Genomic DNA, 17,245 nt, shown 5'->3' on the forward strand with positions numbered 1-17,245 from the left:
GAGAAATGAAGCTAGACTTGATTAGACGGAAGGTGTTTTCAGGCTTCTTTTCTTGGAATCCTGAGCTGCGCCCGCATCGGTTCACGCCGTTCAACCTTGCATAAGGCCGGAGGTCAAAGACACTTGTGTTTCGCCAAACTCCTCGTAGTTCCAGCGGTGCTGCTCATTTATTTTAAGATTGTAACTGCGCCCGTAGCGATAAACGGCTTGCCGTCTTCGCTGGCTTGCTGAAACCGCCACACGTAGGCCCCAAGCACGGGGGGGCGCCCTTTGATGGTGCCGTCCCAACTAGTACTGCGTTCCGTGCCCCGAAATACTTCCTGTCCATTGCGGTCCACTACTACAAAGGTGTATTTCTGCAGGTAGCGGCCCTTCACCTCCAGTACGTCGTTCAGCCCGTCGCCGTTGGGCGTGAAGGCCGTGGGAATGTTTACAAAGAGCTGCCGCGTCACGGTGGCCAAGTTGGAGTAGCTGAAAACGCCCGCGGGCAGGCCGGCGCCACTAATCTGGAGGCGGTAGCGAAGGGTTTGAAAATCGGTGGGCGGGGTGGCGTCGGTGTAGCTGCTGCCACTCACGGAAACGGTGCTCAGCACCGAGCCATCGGGGCCGAGCCGCTGGAGCACGTAGGTGGCCGGGGAGCTGGGGTCGGGGCCGGTGAAGGGCGTCCAGGCGAGGGCCGCGGTGGCGCCGCTGGGATCGGCGGCGCTGGCCGTGAGCAGGGCTGGGCAGGCTGCCGAACTCTCAGGCGAAACGTTGCCGCACACGTCGGCCAGGCGCACCGAGTAGCAGGGGCGCTGCGCCAGAAGCTCGGCAATGCTGATGGAATCACGCTGCGGTCGGGTGCTGGTTGCCGTCCGAAAATCTTCGGCATTGCCACCGCTGGCCGTGCGGCGGTAGCGCAGGGTGCTGCCCGTAGTCAGGGTTGGGCCATTGGCCAGCAGCGGGGTCAGCTCCACCGCGTTGCGTAGATTAAAGCTGGCAATCAACCGTGGCTGCGCGGGTGGCAGGGCCGATTGCGTGGTAATGGAAACCGGATTGGAAACCGACACGGCTCCTCCGGGCTGGGAGGCGGTTACGCGGTAGGTGTAGGTGGTGCCGCATTCCACGTTGGCGTCTTCCAGGCCGCCATTAATGGTGGTGAAGCCCGCTAGTGGCACTCCGTTGCGGGTTACGCTGTATGTGCTGCCACCGGCGGCATCGTTCAGCAAAAGCTGGTTGCGGTTTTGGGCAGAAGCGCCCGTCAAACTCAGGGTGCAGGCGAGCGGCGAAAAGGCGGAGTCGCGGCGGCAAGGGTCGGTGCGGCGCAGCCGGTAGCAGCCCGCCACCGCGGCGGGAAGGCTGAAGCTGGTGCTGCCAGCGGGAATGCTGGCCACGGTGCGGTAGCCGCCCGGCAGGTTGGCATCGGCCCGCTGCAGGGTGTAGTTGTAGCCAGCGGGCAGCTGGCCAATGTCCAGGGTGGCGGCACCGCCGGGCAGGGGCGCTTGCAGCGTGAGGCGGGTGAGGGCCGGCACCTGAGCCGGCGCAAGCGGGGCAATGGGTTGCGTGGCCGAACCATTGCACACACTGGTGGCTGCATAGCGCCCCGTCACTGTGACGGCCGTGGCGCCAGCGGGCACATTCACTACCGTAGGCTGGTTGCGAACGATGCTTTGAACCGGGCCACCGCCTACTTGCACGGTGTAGCTGTCGTAAGCCGCATCCGTAACGGTAACCAGCGCGGAGGCACTGGGGCAGGGGGCTACTGAGAAAGCTGGAGGGGCAGGGTTAAATACTCGAAAAGTGCGAACGTAATACGTGGAAGGTGGGCCCCCGGTCCCTTGCGCATTCGCCAGCTCTGACACCGTGACCATGCCCACATCTGCAGCTGTAGGTGTGTACTCGTAGTTGAATGGGTTGGGGGGACTGCACGAGGGCAGGAACGTGGTGCCAGTGCCCGGAAGCACCCCGTAGAAAAGGAGTGAGTTGGGAATGTTGCGGCCCGCACACTGCTCAAAGCGCACGCGGCGACCCACGCAAAATGCTTCAACCGGTTGGCCAGTAGCCACGTCGATGGCCGTAAACGTGCAGGCCGGTGGATTGGGGTCAGCGCACGTAGTTTGGGCCTGTGCGGTGCCGAGGCCTAGCCACAGGGCTAGCACCAGTAATGAAAAGCAGCAGTTAATCAACTTCATAAGCAGCACTCCTAACGCTGACAAGGGCGCTATCGCGTCCAAAAAAGCGTAAAATCTGGGTCAGTGTTTTGATGCCTGCGGGCTTTTGGCCCTTGGCCGCGAACATAACCCCGGCCATACTGTACCACTTTGGCAACAACAGGGCGGCCAGAAGCTACGAGCAAGCTCTGCGGCTACACCATTCTTATTGCCAGTCAAACTTACGGACGAAGGCCGCCGCCCGGTGCAGGTCGGGGTAGAGCACCCGGTCCTGGCCCACAAATTTCACTTCTTCGCGGAAGGCAGTCACCACGCGCTCCAGGGCTTCAGAGGAGCGGGCGGGCCGGCGGAAGGCTAAGGCCTGCACGGCCGTAACCAGCTCGATGGCCAGCACCTGCTCCACGTTTTCGATAACGCGGCGGGCCTTGGTAGCGGCGTTGGCGCCCATGCTCACGTGGTCTTCCTGGCCGTTGCTGCTCACAATGCTGTCGACGGAAGCGGGCGTGCACAGCTGCTTGTTCTGGCTCACGATGCCAGCCGCGGTGTACTGCGGAATCATGAGTCCGGAGTTCAGGCCTGGCTCGGCCACCAGGTAAGTGGGTAGGCCGCGCTGGCCCGAAATCAGCTGGTAGGTGCGGCGTTCCGAAATGCTGCCCAGCTCGGCCACGGCCACGGCTAAGTGGTCGAGAGCCAGGGCCAGCGGCTGGCCGTGGAAATTGCCGCCGCTAAGAATCTGGTCGTCGTCGGGGAAGATATTGGGGTTGTCGGTCACGGAGTTGCACTCGGTTTCCACTACTTGGGCCACGTAGGCCAGGGCATCGCGGCTGGCGCCGTGCACCTGGGGCTGGCAGCGGAACGAATACGGGTCCTGCACGGCCAGGCGGGGCTGGGTTTGCAGCTCCGAGCCGGCCAGCAGCTCGCGCAGCCGCCGGGCTACCAGCACCTGCCCGGCGTGCGGTCGGATGCGGTGCAGGTTTTCATGAAACGGGTCGGTGCCGGCGCCAAAGGCTTCCGTCGACAAGGCCCCGATTACATCAGCAGCGGCTGCCAGGCGCTGGGCCCGCAGCACACCATCCACGGCGTAGGCCAGCATAAACTGGGTGCCGTTTAGCAGGGCCAGCCCTTCCTTGGCTTGCAGGGCAAGTGGCGCCCAGCTAAACAGGCTCATGGCATCGGCCGCGCTAAGGCGGTAGCCTTGGTAGTTCACCTCACCCAGCGCCAAAAGCGGCAGGCAGAGATGCGCCAGGGGCGCAAGGTCGCCGCTGGCACCCAGGGAGCCTTGCTCGTACACCACGGGCAGCATTTCGCGGTTGTACATATCGAGCAGGCGCTGGGCGGTGGCTACCTGCACGCCGCTGTGGCCGTAGCTCAGGCTCTGCACTTTCAGGAGCAGCATGAGGCGCACCAGGTTGCCTGGCACCTCGGCGCCGGTGCCGCAGGCGTGCGACATCATCAGGTTTACTTGCAGTTGGGCGCGGGCCTCGGGGGCTATGCTCACATTATAGAGCGAGCCAAACCCGGTGTTGATGCCATAAATCGGCGAGTTGTCGTGGGCCAGGCGCTGGTGCAAATAGTCGTGGCAGTCGCCAATACGAGCTTTGGCTTCGTCGCTCAGGGCAATGGGCCGGCCATCGGCCAGCAGGGTGGCCAACTCAGCCAGGGTGAGGGGCTGAGTGGGCGAAATGGAGTGGGTGGGCATTGAGAAGATGGGTGGGGTGACTGCAAAAATAGACGCATTTGCGGTCGCCGCTTCTCATTCGTCAACACTTAAGTAATAGCACGAGGCCGTGCAAAGCGTTGCCGCGTTGGGCACGATGTGCTCAATCTGTACTCAGCAAAGCATCTGGTGCTGAAAACCACCCCGAACGATTCGTAGTGTCTTGCACCCAAAGGAGTTAATGGCTCTGCTTAAGGTGCCTAAGGTGAAATCTTATATTCATAAATTATCAACATTAATAGGAAATATGTAATCTATTTAATAAATTTAAGAAAGCACACTTGGTTTGACAGCCTTCATCGCCGCACTCATTTTTTCCTAATCACCAAACACTTTAATCATGCAAAAAGCCCACACTTCTTTCGCACTAGCTCTTTCGCTCTTCCTGGCAGTGAGTTGCACCAACAACAAGGACGCTGAGCAAATCGCACCCAGCCTGTCGGCGGAGGCCTCCCAATCGAGTAAGGATGGCATCTTAACCAGCGAGCTCTCGAAGCCCATCGGCATGAGCATCGACCAGAAAAACCAAATTTGGGTAAGCCAAAGCGGCACCGGCAAAAACGACGGCTCGGTGGTGGTAGTGACTCCTAACGGAAGGGTACAAACGGCCTTCACCGGTTTTGGCTCCCAGGTTTTGCCCAATAATGAGCTCGGCGGCCTGGGCCATGTACTGTACCAAGACGGTATGCTTTACGTGCTCGATGGCCTGAACGGCCGGCTGTACATAATAGATGTCTCCTCCTACAAAGCCAAAGATGCCCCGGTACCAGCCAGCTCGCTCAATTTCATCGCCATCAAGCCCTTTGTGCTTTCGCAAAATCTTTCTAACCCTCTCGACTCCAACCTCTACGACCTGACATTTGGTCCCGATGGCCGGCTCTACATCGCCGATGCCGGTGCAAACGCCATCATTAGCGTGAACCTGGCCACCAAGGCGCTGAGCGTGTTCGCTCGCATTCCCAATGCCACGCCTACCATTCAAGCAGTACCGACGGGCATCATCTACGACGGCAGCAAATTCCTAGTGAGCACCCTCACGGGTTTCCCATTTGTTACTGGTCTGGCTAAAGTCCTGCAGATTAGCACGAGTGGCGTCGTGAGCGACTACCGCAGCGGCTTCACGGCGCTCACCAACCTGGCCCCCGCCAAAGGCGACGACCTGCTGGTGACGGAATATGCCCGGTTTGTATTCAGCCCGCCGGTAGTGGGCTGGCAGCCTTCCACCGGGCGTGTCGCCAATGCAGCGGGAACTACAGTCTTGGGCGGCCTCAACGAAATCACCGACATCGAGCGCATCAACCCCAATTTCTATTACGTGCTCAGCACCGCCGAGGGTACCATTCAGAAGCTGAAGTATTAGCCACGGGTGCGTGTACCGCACCTTGTTCTCAAAAGCCCCACGGGCGGCCAACGTTGCGTTGGCTACCCGTGGGGCTTTGGCTTGTCAAGTTGAAATGCGCCGAAGCTATTCCAGGGTCAGCGCCGTTACCACTTCGGTTAGCGGCAGCACCTTTTCCTCGCCGGTTTTCATAATTTTGATTTTGGCCACGCCCGCGGCCAGCTCTTCCGGCCCCAGCACAATAACCAGCGGAATGCCCTTGGCATCGGCGTACTTAAACTGCTTTTGCAGCTTGCTGGCATCCGGGTACAGTTCGCTGGGGATGCCCGCGGCCCGCAGCTGCGCCAGCAGCGGCAGCGCCGCCCGGCCGCTGGCCAAGTCGAAATGCGTGAGCAGGCAGCGGGTGGGAGTCTCGGCCGTGCCGGTGAAGAGGTCGAGCGTTTCGAGGCAGTCGTACAGCCGGTCGACGCCGAAGGAAAAGCCCACGCCCGACACGCCCGGCAGGCCGAAGCTGCCGGTGAGGTTGTCGTAGCGGCCGCCGCCGCTCACGCTGCCCATCAGCACGTTGTTGATTTTTACTTCGAAAATGCAGCCTGTATAATAGGAGAGACCCCGCGCCAGCGTGGGGTCGAACTCCAGGCGGTCGAACTGCTTGAAGCCAGAAGCCGTGAGCAGGTCGCGCACCATGGCCAGCTCGGTGAGGCCGCGGTAAGAGGTCAGGGGCTCGATGGCATCCTCGGCACCACTGGGGCGGGGGCCATCGGGTTCCACCCCGGCCGTGACGAAACCCGCCAGCAGGCGCACCAGCTTCTCCTCGTAGTCGCCGTCCACGGTCAGCAGCTCAAACAAGGTTTCGATGGTGGGTTGGGAAAAACCTCGGCCCAGCAGCTCGTTGGTCACGCCCTCGCGCCCAATCTTGTCTAGCTTGTCGATGGCCACGAACAGGTCCGACTCGCGGCCTTCGCCGCCCAGCGCCTGGTAGATGTTGCGCAGCACCCCGCGGTGGTTGATTTTGATGGTGAAGTCGTCGAGCCCCAGGCCGTTGAGCACCTGCGCCATCATGAGCACAATTTCGGCTTCGCAGAGCAGCGAGTCGGTGCCCACCACGTCGGCGTCACACTGGTAAAACTCGCGGTAGCGACCGCGTTGGGGGCGGTCGGCGCGCCACACGGGCTGCATCTGGTAGCGCTTGAAGGGGAAGGTGAGCGTGCCACGGTTCATGGCCACATAGCGGGCAAAAGGCACGGTGAGGTCGTAGCGCAGGCCTTTTTCGGCTACTTTGGGCAGCAGCGCCTTGCTGCCTACTTCGAGGTCGGCGGCAGTAACGTCCTTGGCGAAGTCGCCGGAGTTAAGGACTTTAAACAGCAGCTGGTCGCCCTCGTCGCCGTACTTGCCAGTGAGCACCGACAGGTTCTCGAGCGTCGGCGTTTCAAGCGGGGCGTAGCCAAACGACTCAAACGTGCGGCGGATAACGTTGAAAATGTGCTGGCGGCGCGCCACCTGGGCCGGCCCGAAGTCGCGGGTGCCCTTGGGAATACTAGGTTTTTGCATGACGGCGCAAAGGTAGTTTTGCATTCGACAGGAACCTTGCGTGGTTCAATTGCGGGAATGCATTCTATGCAAGTGAGTCGGGAGCAGTACCGAAAAAAGGCCAGGCAGCCTACTGCTGCCTGGCCTTTTTCAATTGCCTTGGCCTTGTTCAACTGGCACCGCCAGTCGGAGGGCCGGCACTTATTCCTTCGTAAACGTGAAGGTGGTGCCGCGCTGCTTCATCGTAAAAACAGGCTTGGCTGGGTCAAACTCCATGCTGATATCGTACTGGACGTGCCTAAATACGTCTTTGCTTACCGCCTCAAGCGGGAAGGCGTCTTGGCCGCTGCCCTGGCTCTTGAGGGTCGTGCCCTCTTTGGTTAAGGCAATTTTAAGTCGGTTTTGTGGGCTGGAGTAGTTGCCTACGTAGCGGTCCAGGTCGGCGGCGGCGGGCGTGTAGCCAGTGGCCTGGAGCTCGGGTTTCAGGGCCACCCGGGTGTCGCGGTTGGCCAGGGCCCAGGCCGTGTGGAAAATAAGCTGGTCGCGGCGTACCATGGCCGGAAAATCAATTTTCTCGACATCGTCCGTCTCTTTGTGGTACTCGGGGTGTTGGCCGCTCGTGTAGAAGATGATGGGCACGTTGCGCCGGGCGAAGTTGTAGTGGTCGGAGCGGTAGTAGATGCGCTCGGGGTCTTTGGGGTCGTTGTATTTATAGTCCAGCGCAATAGGGTTGTACTGCTGGTTGGTGGCTTCGCTCAGGGTGTGCAGCTCCTGCGAGAGCCGGTCGTCGCCCACCACGTACACGTAGTCGCCCTTGCCCATGTGCAGTGAATCCACCCGGCCTACCATATCAATATTGAGGTTGGTGACCGTGTTGGCAATCGGGAAAATGGGGTTTTCAGTGTAGTACTGCGAGCCCAGCAAGCCCTCTTCCTCGCCGGTATTGGCCAGAAACAGAATGCTGCGGCGCGGGCCGTGGCCATCTTTCTTGGCCTGGCTGAAAGCACGGGCCATGGCCAGCACGCTCACCGTGCCCGAGCCATCGTCGTCGGCGCCGTTGAACGCCACACCGTTTTTCACGCCCAAGTGGTCATAATGGGCCGATACCACCAGCACCTCGTCCTTTTTGTCGGTGCCTTCGAGGTAGCCCAGCACATTTTCGGTGGTGAATACTTCGTCTTTCATCACCAGTTGCACGGTAGCCGCGGCGGGCTTGAAAGTGGAAGGGATGGCTTTGCCGGCTTTCGCCACGGCTTTCCGGTACTGCTCAAGCCCGGCCGGAGTGGTGCCCAGCAGCTTGGCGCCATATTCCGGCGAGGCCAGCACAAAGTTGAGACCCGGCCGTTTTTTCTTGCCCACAAAAGTCAGTTGTTCTCCGCTAAGGACGGGTGCGAAGCCGGTCGGCACTTTGGCAAACGCCTCGGCCGTGGGCAATATCATGGTCACCGAACGAGCCCCCATTGGGACAATGCTGGCTGTGCGCGCTGTCAGGGCTCCTATCTCCAGACTGGCGTAGCGGCTGGGCTTGCCATCGGCGCCGAGCAACGATTTTCCTTTGGCATCCAGCGGCTCGCCCAGCAGCAGCACCACGTCCTTCCCTTTGTAGTCAGCAGCGCTGGTAAAGTCCGAGTACTTGTCATCCTTGATGCCGTAGCCAATGAAAACGGGCTTCACCGCAGTGGGCGCAGCAAAGGTGCCGTCGACGAGGATGGGGTAAAAATCTTTGTTGGCCTGGTAGGTTTTGCCGCCCACTTTGACCGTGGAAGCCCCCGCATCCAGCAAACTCCGGTTCATGTCGAAATGCTGCAGGTAAGCATTGTCAGAGCTGGGCACTGGCCCGGTCAGGCCATATTCTGTAAAGGCTTTGGCCAAGTAATCGGCAGCCATCTTTTGACCTTTCTTGCCAGTTTCGCGGCCCTCATACTCATCCGAAGCCAGGATGTCGAGGTCTTTCTTCAACCCCTCGGCTGTGATGGTGGCGGCGTAGGGCACCGACCAATCGGTGGCTACGTCCGGAACTGCTGCAGCTTCAATCTGCCGGCCTTTTTTGGTTTTGATTTTTACTTTACTGGGAGTGGGCGTTTGAGCGGCCACGGCCCCAGCCGCCAGCAGCAGCACGGCGGTTAATGAGGAGAGTTTATTCATTCAAAAGCGTTATGAAAACAGTGAGTGATAAATTCGTTTTGGAGTGGTCTGCGCCACGGATGCTCAATAATGATTTAAACTTCACGCAGATAATCAGAGCTATAAATTAAAGAAATTTTTATTTAAAAAATTAATATTATACAATATAACTAGCACTTCTTGGCTTCAGCTTAAACCAAGCCATACAGGTGTACTTGAGCAATTAGGCGAATTTATATAGGTAAAACTTTGATTATCAACCGGTAATTGACTCATAAAAGGATAAGCCCCGCTGCCTTAGAGTAGGCAGCGGGGCTTCTTGCAGAAAAAAGAAAGGAAGGATGTTTTTGCAGAAAGGAGATGAGAAAAGCGCGGTGTAGTTTTATTTCAGGAGTGAGCTAGCTTAGCCGCCGAACCCGCCGCCGCCCTGGGGAGCAGCTTCGATGCGGCCGGGCTTGGCCTTGCTGGCGCCGATGTACCAGGTGAAGCCCATCCAGCCCACACGGGTTTCGTCTTTGTTGTAGCGGGAGCTGCGGAGCACGTCGGTCTCCACTTCGCCGCGGTAGCGCTGGGTATTGAGGAGGTCGGATACGCGCAGAGTAAGGGCGGCGCGGTCGGAGAACAAGCGCTGGCGCAGGGCCACGTCCATCTGCCCCTGGGCTAGCTGCCGGCCTTGCACCGTGAGCTGGGCCGAGCGGAGATTGCCGCTCACCTGCACATCCAGCGTGGGGCGGATGGTGAAGTTGTTGGTGAGGCGCACGTTGCCGACCAGGGCCTGGCGGTTGTTGCCGAAGCTGTTGTTGGCAATCTCGGCCCGGTATAGCGAGGTGCTGGCATTCATGCGCCACCACTTGGCCAGGGGCTGGTTGAGGCTGAACTCGACGCCTAGGTTGGTGGTGCGGCCCAGGTTTTCGTAGGTCTCGGCCGTAACCAGGCCGGCGTTGGGGCCCGCCAAACGGGTAGCCAGGGTGTCAACGTTGCGGATGCGCTGGATGGCGTCGGTGGTGATGCGGGCAAACACCGTGCTGGTCAGAGTGCCCTGGCCCAGGTTCAGCTGGTGGCCCAGCTCCATGTTATGGCTGAACTCGGCCCGGAGGCGGGCATTGCCGAGGCGGTAGCTGCGCGGGTCCTGGTAGATGGCCAGGGGCAGCTGCTGCATAAAGTTGGGCCGGTTTAGGCGCCGGGCGTAGCTCAGCTGCAGGCGGTTCTGGCCGGGCTCCTTGCCAAACTCGCGGTTCAGCGTGGCCGAGGGGAAGAAGTTCAGGTAGTCTTGGTTCAGGCTGCCGCGCTGCTCTATGCCCGCGCCGCCCTGAATGGTGCCGTTCACGATGGTATATTCGGTGCGGAGGCCGGCTTGGGCACTCCACTTTTCATTGAGGGGGCGTTGCACGGTCACGTAGGCAGCGGGTACCACTTGCTCAAACGTGTAGTCGAGGGAGCGATTGGGGTCGCTCTGGAAATCATCGGGGCGGGTTTCGCTGGTGGTGTACCCAAACCTGTTGGAGCCGCGGTTGTCCTGGCGCTCCACTTTCACGCCCATTTCCATGCGGCCTTTGCCCGCGAAGGGGTGCGTGTAGTCAACCTGACCAAACTGGATGTTGCCCAGTAGATTAAGCTGCTGGCGGGTGCCGGGCTGGGCTACCTGCGGCGAGCCGGCCTCGGCAAACTGCCGCTGCACCACCGGCACATTGGCATCAATCACCACCCCGCCAAAGTTGGCGGTCAGCTCGCGGCCTTTGTGCTCGGCAAACGTGCGGCGGTAGTTGCCGTCGTAGTTCAGGATATTCACTTTCACGTCGAGGTCCTGGCGGCCCCGGGCCCGCTGCACCGCGCCATTGCCCGTCTGCTGGGTTAGAATTTGGCTTTCGCCTTCCAGGTTCTGCTCCGTACCGGGCGATACGTTAAAGCTGAGGCTCTGCTCCTTGGGCAGGTCCAGCGCCACGCCCACTCGCAGCGAGTGGTTGCGGTGCACCTCGTTGCCGGTGCCGGCCTGGGTGGTGCGCACGGTTTCGCGGGCCGAGCCTTCGCCTATCAGCGCGGTTTGGGCCGAGCGGCTGTTGCTCCAATAGGTCACGTCGCGGCCATTGTAGCCCGCCGTCCAGGTGGCTTTGCCTTGCTTGCGGCTTAGGTTGAGGTTGCCGCTGTACTTGTCGCGGGTGCCAATGTTGAAGGCCGCGGTGCCGTTGGTGCCGTTTTTGGTTTCTTTCTTAGTGATGAGGTTGATAACTCCGCCGCCGCCCGAAGCGTCGTACTTGGCCGAGGGGTTGGTGATTACCTCCACTTGGGCAATGCGCGAAGCCGGAATCTGGTCGAGCCGGGGGCCGCCCGCCCCGCCATTGCCTACGCCAGCGGGCTTGCCATCAATCAGGATGGTGATGTTCGACGAGCCGCGCATGCTCACGGCGCCGTTCACGTCCACGCTCACCGAGGGCACATTTTGCAGCACATTGGCCGCGGTGCCGCCCACGCTGCCCAGGTCTTTTTCCACGTTGATGACCCGCTTGCCGAGCTCTTCTACCACCGTGGCTTTCTCGCCCGTCACCACCACTTCGCTAAGCTTGGTGGCCGAGGCGGCGGTCATCTTCAGCCCCATCAATTCTACCGAAGGCGCGGCCTCCGTGAGGGTGAAGCGGCGGCGCAAGGGCTTGTAGTTCAAGTCCTGTACCCGCATCAAGTAGGTGCCCACCGGGAGGGAAACCGCTTTAAAAGTGCCCTGCTCGGTGGTTTGAGCCACGGCCACAAAGCTTGAATCGGCGGCGCGGAGCAGCAGAACATCGGAGAAAGGAACGGGCTGGCCGGTGCTTTCTTCGACCAGGCTGCCCCGCACGATGCCGGGGCCGGCGGTTTGGGCAGCGGCACCCAAGGGTAGAAGCACTGTGGCAATGGCCCATCCACGCAGGGCGCGACCAAAGCGGTTGAGTGTGAAGGAGGTGAATGAGACTTTCATGGTGCAGAGGTAAGGTGTGGGGCGGGCGAGGGTTGGCTTAGGCAGTCCAGCGGCCGCGGTTCCGCTGGGGAGGTAAGCTTGCCATCGCCCTAACTCCGGTGAGTGAAGTTTTTTGTAGCTGGGTAGCGGGCCATCTCTGGTACACGCTAAGCTCAGCTACTGGGTGAAGTACAGAACAAAAGTAAAGCAGGTACTTTGTAAAACAAGGTACTGTTTCAAAATATTTTCACCTATCTGAACGATTAATTCTTTAAACAATTGATTATGAGTGAGTAGAGCTGATGAAAAATTTTCTGGAATTTGTCCAGGCAGCCTAGTCGCATCGATTCCGGCCTTGGTGCTCGGTTATTCAGATGCGCCGATAATTATACCGGTTGCCTGAGCCGACAAGTTTTTTAGTCACAAATAGAAAAAGCCCCAGCGGTTAGGCTGGGGCTTTTTTCTCTGTGCCATTGGACATGCGGCCAGCGCACGTGAGCCGGTTGCTACTTCCGCTTGAGGGGCGGACGGGGCTTTGCTTTGGGTTTCTCGCTGGCGCCATCCACGGCCAAGCCGTTGCGATAAGTCACAGACCGCGCCTCGGTTGTGCCATCTTCTCTGAAGTAAGTCCAGACGCCGCTTTGCTTACCGTTGCGGTACTGGCCGCTCACGGCCGCGGTGCCATCTTCCCGAAACTCACGGAAGGGGCCCAGGAGCACGTTGCGCACGTAAGTAGTCTCCTTCTGCAGCTTGCCCGAAGGATAATATTCCTGCGCGACACCCGAAGAAAATCCATTTAGGTAAGGCTGTCGGCTGTGCACCTGGCCATTTTCATAGTACGTAATCCGGTCGCCAAGTAAGCGCCCGCTGGGGCCGTACACTTCAGTTTTGCGCGGGGTTTTGCCATCGGGGTAAAACTCCTTCCACGTGCCGGCGGGCCGGTTATTTTTATAGGTTTCTTCGGCCTGGGCCAACTGCCCGGTGGCGTCGAAGTAGCGCGTGATTTTGCGGTCGCGGCCGCTGTTGCTGTATTCGATGTCCTCGTGCAGGTTACCGTTCTCAAAGTATTCGAGGGCGTGGCCGGTGGGCACCCCGTTGCGATAGGTCATCTTGGTTTTAATCTGGCCGCTTTCGTAGTAGCTGGTGGCAGGGCCGTCGAGGTTGTTGGTGCCCGTGATTGGGGCCACGCGCTTGGTCAGGTCGTCGCCGAGGGTGTTTTTCACTGGGCGCTGCACCAGCGGAGCGGGCACGTAGGTGCTTTCGGTTTGCAGCTTGCCGCTTTGGTAGTAGCTGCGGTAGCGCCCGCGGCCGTTCTTATCGGCCAGCACTTCCACTTCTATCTGGCTGTTGGGATAGTACGTTTTGTACGGTCCCGACAGCAGCCCGCGCGTGAAGCTGCCTTCGCTTTGCACCACGCCATTGGGGTAGTAAAACTTCACCGCGCCGTTGGGCTGCCCGTCCACGTAGTTGACTTCGGCCTGGGTCTTGCCGTCGGGGTACAGGGCTTTGAGCGCGCCGTTGGGCTGGCCTTTGGCTAGGGTGGTGCGCAGCTTCACTTCCCCGCTGGGGTGGTAAAACGTCAGTTCGCCGTTGGGCTCGTCGTCTTCGAACATCCCTTCCTGGGCCACCTTGCCGTTGTCGTAATACGTTTTGAAGGGTCCCTGACGGATGCCGTCGCGGTAAGTGGTTTCCAGCCGCCGGTTGCCGGTCGGGTGAAACTCCACGTAGGCCGAGTCGCGCTTGCCCTGCCGGAAACTAGTCTGCTGCTCCAGCTTGCCCGAGCGATAGAACCGGCGGTAGGTACCCTGCGGCACTGTGTCGGCCGCCACCAGCGCGGTGTACACCTCGCGCTTGTTCACTTTAGTAGAATCGTAAAACGTCACAAACCGGCGCAGCTTTTGGCCGTGCGAAGGCAGCGCAAGCATCAACAGAAAAAAAGGCACTAGGTATTTCATAGGCGCAAGAACGCAGAAAATGGGTTTTCCGTGCGATGGGAGGGTAGTATGAAAAATCAAGCCAAAAAAAGCCCCACCGTTTACCGATGGGGCTTCTCTAGCTAATGGGCGTCCAGAAGTCCGCTTACAGCCGCTCTACTACAATGGCGCTGGCACCGCCGCCGCCGTTGCAAATGCCGCTCACGCCGATTTTGCCGCCTTCGTTTTTCAGCACGTTCATCAGTGTGGTCACAATGCGCGCACCGGAAGCGCCCAGCGGGTGGCCCAGGCTCACGGCACCGCCGTACAGGTTCACCTTCGAGCCTTCCAGGTTCAGCAGCTGGTTGTTAGCCAGGCTTACTACCGAAAAAGCTTCGTTGATTTCGTAGAAGTCTACGTCAGCGGCCGTCTTGCCAGCGTTTTTCAACGCCTTCGGGATGGCCAGGGCGGGCGAAGTGGTGAACCACTCCGGCGCCTGCTCGGCATCGGCGAAGCCTAGAATGCGGCCAATAGGAGTGAGGCCCAGGGCATCAGCCTTCTCGCGGCTCATCAGCAGAATAGCGGCTGCACCATCGTTCAGGGTAGAGGCATTGGCTGCCGTCACGGTGCCGCCTTCCTTGATGAAGGCCGGCTTCAGGCCGGGCACCTTCGTGAAGTCAACTTTGAGGTACTCCTCGTCGTCCTCAATCACTGTGATTTTGCCGCGGCTTTCGATGGTTACGGGGATAATTTCGTCCTTCTTCTTGCCAGCCTTGGCGGCTGCGGCACTGCGGGTGTAGCTCTCGATGGCGAAAGCGTCCTGCTGCTCGCGAGTGAAGCCCATTTCTTTGGCCGTGTTCTCGGCGGCGTTGCCCATGGCGTAGTCGTGGTACGGGTCCCAGAGGCCGTCGCGCACCAGGCCGTCAATCATTTGACCGTGGCCGTATTTCGCGCCGAAACGGGCTTTGTCGAGGTAGTAAGGCACGTTGCTCATGCTTTCCATGCCACCGGCCAGTACCACGTCCGATTGCCCTAGCATGATGGCTTGGGCAGCAAACATGATGGCCTTGGTGCCCGAAGCACATACTTTGTTCACGGTGGTGCACTCCACGGTGTCGGGGAGGCCGGCTTTCTTGGCGGCCTGGCGGGCCGGAGCCTGACCCAGGTTGGCCGAAATAACGTTGCCCATAATCACCTGCTCTACTTCCGAGGGGTCTACGCCGCCTCTTTCGAGGGCTCCTTTTAAGGCAATGGCGCCAAGCTCCGTGGCCGACAGTGACGACAACGCCCCGCCAAACGAGCCAATCGGCGTGCGGACGGCAGATATGATGACAACTTCTTTGGTTTGCATACGAGGTATGGTAATGGTGTTGAGTGGGAGGTTGAACCAGGCCGCAAAAGTACGGATTTACAACCCCCGAAACGGTTCTCTGCCTAACAGTCGTTCGGAAAGTTTAGTTGACTCCGCAACTCGCTTATTACCAAAGCCAAGCTACCAAGTGGGTTTGCTGGGGTCGGGCTTTTGAGCCGCGGGCCGCGTCAGCTGCTGCAGGTATTGCTGCTCCTGGGCCCGTAAGGTTTCCAGTAGCTGGCGAGCCTGGGCCGGGGTAAGGTTCATGGCTTCCAGCCGCTCACGCTGGGTTTGGAGGCTGGCATCGTCTCCGGTAGCGGCGTCGGTGCCGGCGCGGTTGTTGCGGCCATTACCAGCCGCCCCAGCCGCCGCGCTGCTGCGGTCAAGGCCTCGCTGACTGCCCGGGGCATCGCCGCTGGCTATGGGCTGTGGCGTGCCAGTGCCCGGCGCCCGGCCACTCCGCGCTGCCGTGCCGGGTGCCCCATCGGCCTGCTGGTTGTCGGGTTGGCCACCCGCATCGGGTCGGCGTTCGGGCGGCGTGGTGGGCGAAGGCGGTGCCGGTTTGGGGTCGTTGATTTCGCCCTGGCGGTTGGAGCCGGGTTTTTCAGCAGGTTGGTTCGGCTCGCTTCCGTTTTTTTCAGGTGAAGCCGGTTTAGTGGCGTTGGGCTGAGATGCAGGGGGAGGGGCCGGGGCCGGAATCTTGGGGCTGTTGGGTTTGCGAGCCAAGTAATCGCTCAATACTTCATAATCGTAGCGGGCTCCGCTGTTTTTGGGGTCAAGCAGCAAGGCCCGCCGTAGCAGCGTAAGGGCCTCCGCTATTTCGCCCTGCTGAGCCGCTAGCACGGCCAATTGCTGATGCGCTACGCTGCTCAGCGGTGCAGGGCTTTCAGTCAGCAGCCGGCCGTAGGCAGTCTGGGCGGGGGCAAGCTGCCCGGCCCGGGTTTGGGCATGCGCCAAATTCAATACTAGGCGTGGGTCGGCGTCAGCGCGCGCCTTGGCCAGCAGGGCCGCCTCAAAAGCCGCAGCAGCACGGGGGGCATCGCCCTGTTGATAGGCAGCGGTACCGGTTGCCACGGCCGAATTACGGTCGTGCACCCAAGTCAGTAGCTGCCACGAAGGCGCCCCTGCGGCCAGTAAAAAAAGCACGAGGTACTTCATGGCCGAATGATAGTAACGGTGAGCGCAATATCGAGGGCCAACAACAGTAGCGCTGCGGCCAGGGGGTAGCGGTAGCGGTTGTCGGCCACGGCCACGGTACGCACCTGTTCGGCCGCGCCTTGCATGGTTTGCAGCGACTGCAACAGCCGCCCAACCCCGTTTTGCTGGTTGTTCAGCTCTACGTATTGCCCACCGGTTTGGGCCGAAAGCTGGAGCAATAGGGCTTCCTGCAGCTGGCTTTGCACCACTTGCCCTTGGGCATCTTTTACAAACCCACCCCCTTTTTTGGGAATGGCTGCACCTTCGGCTGTGCCTACCCCTACAGTGTAGACCCGTGCGCCCAAACGCGCCAGCCCTTGTAGTACTGGGTCTAGGTTCTCGCCAAAGTCCTCGCCGTCGCTCACCACCACCAGGGCTGTGGCGCGTGGTACTGGTCCGGCTGCCACTGCATTTGGAGCCGGAGGGGGAGGGGCAGGCGCCAGGCGGCTTAGCACCAGCTCCAGCGGAGCACGCAGGGTAGTGGGGCCACTCGGCAGCAAGTTGGTACGCAGCGTGCTGAGAAAGACCTGCACTGCTTCCTGGTCATACGTAAGGGGGCATTGCACCACCGCTTCAGCCCCAAACACTACCAGCCCCAGCCGGTCGGCCGGGAACTGGGCTACAAGTTGCTGCAGTTCGGCCTGCGCGCGCAGCAAGCGGCTGGGGGCTACGTCGGTTGCATCCATAGAGCGCGACACGTCCACCAGCAGCCACAAATCTTTGCCAGCCGTTCGCACGGGCTGCTGGCTTACGCCCAGCGCCGGCCCCAGCGCGGCCACCAGTAGCAGCGCGCCTGCCAGCACCCGCAGCACCAGCTTCCAGCCCCGGTGCCGGGGGCGGCTGCCCAGGGCCCGGCCCAGGCGTACCACGCGCCGCCAATGGCTCGCCAGCAGCAACAGGCCAATTAGTACGACCAGCCCGACGGCGACGAAATTAGGATATGCCCAGGTTAACAATAGAGGAACAAGTAAATAGCAAAACACAAAGAACTCGCCCGG

At 60.4% G+C, this 17,245-nt stretch carries 10 protein-coding genes; 1 reads left to right on the plus strand and 9 read right to left on the minus strand.

Annotated elements, in window-relative coordinates; genetic code table 11:
- Positions 1-167 precede the first annotated feature (167 nt).
- Positions 168-2,171 (minus strand): T9SS type B sorting domain-containing protein, encoded by a 2,004-nt coding sequence (locus BMZ66_RS01650; RefSeq protein ID WP_092668313.1) that lies wholly within the window; start codon positions 2,169-2,171, stop codon positions 168-170.
- 184 nt (positions 2,172-2,355) lie between these two features.
- The gene (gene hutH, locus BMZ66_RS01655; protein ID WP_092668315.1) at positions 2,356-3,849 is read right to left on the minus strand and encodes a histidine ammonia-lyase; all 1,494 of its coding nucleotides are present in this window, start codon (positions 3,847-3,849) and stop codon (positions 2,356-2,358) included.
- Between the two features lie 358 nt (positions 3,850-4,207).
- On the opposite strand from hutH, the gene BMZ66_RS01660 reads away from it, so the two are divergent.
- Positions 4,208-5,227 (plus strand): ScyD/ScyE family protein, encoded by a 1,020-nt coding sequence (locus BMZ66_RS01660; protein WP_092668317.1) that lies wholly within the window; start codon positions 4,208-4,210, stop codon positions 5,225-5,227.
- A gap of 105 nt (positions 5,228-5,332) precedes the next feature.
- Here the strand turns inward: BMZ66_RS01660 and hisS are convergent, their stop codons facing one another.
- The 7 genes from hisS to BMZ66_RS01695 form a co-directional block, all read right to left on the minus strand.
- Positions 5,333-6,757, minus strand: coding sequence for a histidine--tRNA ligase (hisS, locus tag BMZ66_RS01665; RefSeq protein ID WP_092670192.1), 1,425 nt, complete (start codon positions 6,755-6,757; stop codon positions 5,333-5,335).
- 180 nt (positions 6,758-6,937) lie between these two features.
- Positions 6,938-8,881 (minus strand): M28 family peptidase, encoded by a 1,944-nt coding sequence (locus BMZ66_RS01670; protein ID WP_092668319.1) that lies wholly within the window; start codon positions 8,879-8,881, stop codon positions 6,938-6,940.
- 382 nt (positions 8,882-9,263) lie between these two features.
- The gene (locus tag BMZ66_RS01675; protein WP_092668321.1) at positions 9,264-11,807 is read right to left on the minus strand and encodes a TonB-dependent receptor domain-containing protein; all 2,544 of its coding nucleotides are present in this window, start codon (positions 11,805-11,807) and stop codon (positions 9,264-9,266) included.
- Positions 11,808-12,292: 485 nt separating this feature from the next.
- Complete coding sequence (locus tag BMZ66_RS01680; RefSeq protein ID WP_092668323.1) at positions 12,293-13,741, minus strand: toxin-antitoxin system YwqK family antitoxin; 1,449 nt, start codon at positions 13,739-13,741, stop codon at positions 12,293-12,295.
- Between the two features lie 124 nt (positions 13,742-13,865).
- The gene (locus BMZ66_RS01685; RefSeq protein ID WP_092668325.1) at positions 13,866-15,050 is read right to left on the minus strand and encodes an acetyl-CoA C-acyltransferase; all 1,185 of its coding nucleotides are present in this window, start codon (positions 15,048-15,050) and stop codon (positions 13,866-13,868) included.
- Between the two features lie 141 nt (positions 15,051-15,191).
- Positions 15,192-16,208 carry a tetratricopeptide repeat protein gene (locus BMZ66_RS01690; RefSeq protein WP_092668328.1) on the minus strand — a complete coding sequence of 339 codons (1,017 nt, stop codon included), beginning with the start codon at positions 16,206-16,208 and terminating at the stop codon, positions 15,192-15,194.
- The gene (locus BMZ66_RS01695) at positions 16,205-17,203 is read right to left on the minus strand and encodes a VWA domain-containing protein (protein ID WP_092668330.1); all 999 of its coding nucleotides are present in this window, start codon (positions 17,201-17,203) and stop codon (positions 16,205-16,207) included. Before BMZ66_RS01695 ends, BMZ66_RS01690 begins: the two co-directional genes overlap by 4 nt.
- Positions 17,204-17,245 lie beyond the last annotated feature (42 nt).

The sequence above is a fragment of the Hymenobacter arizonensis genome, from assembly GCF_900115775.1.
GTDB lineage: Bacteria > Bacteroidota > Bacteroidia > Cytophagales > Hymenobacteraceae > Hymenobacter > Hymenobacter arizonensis.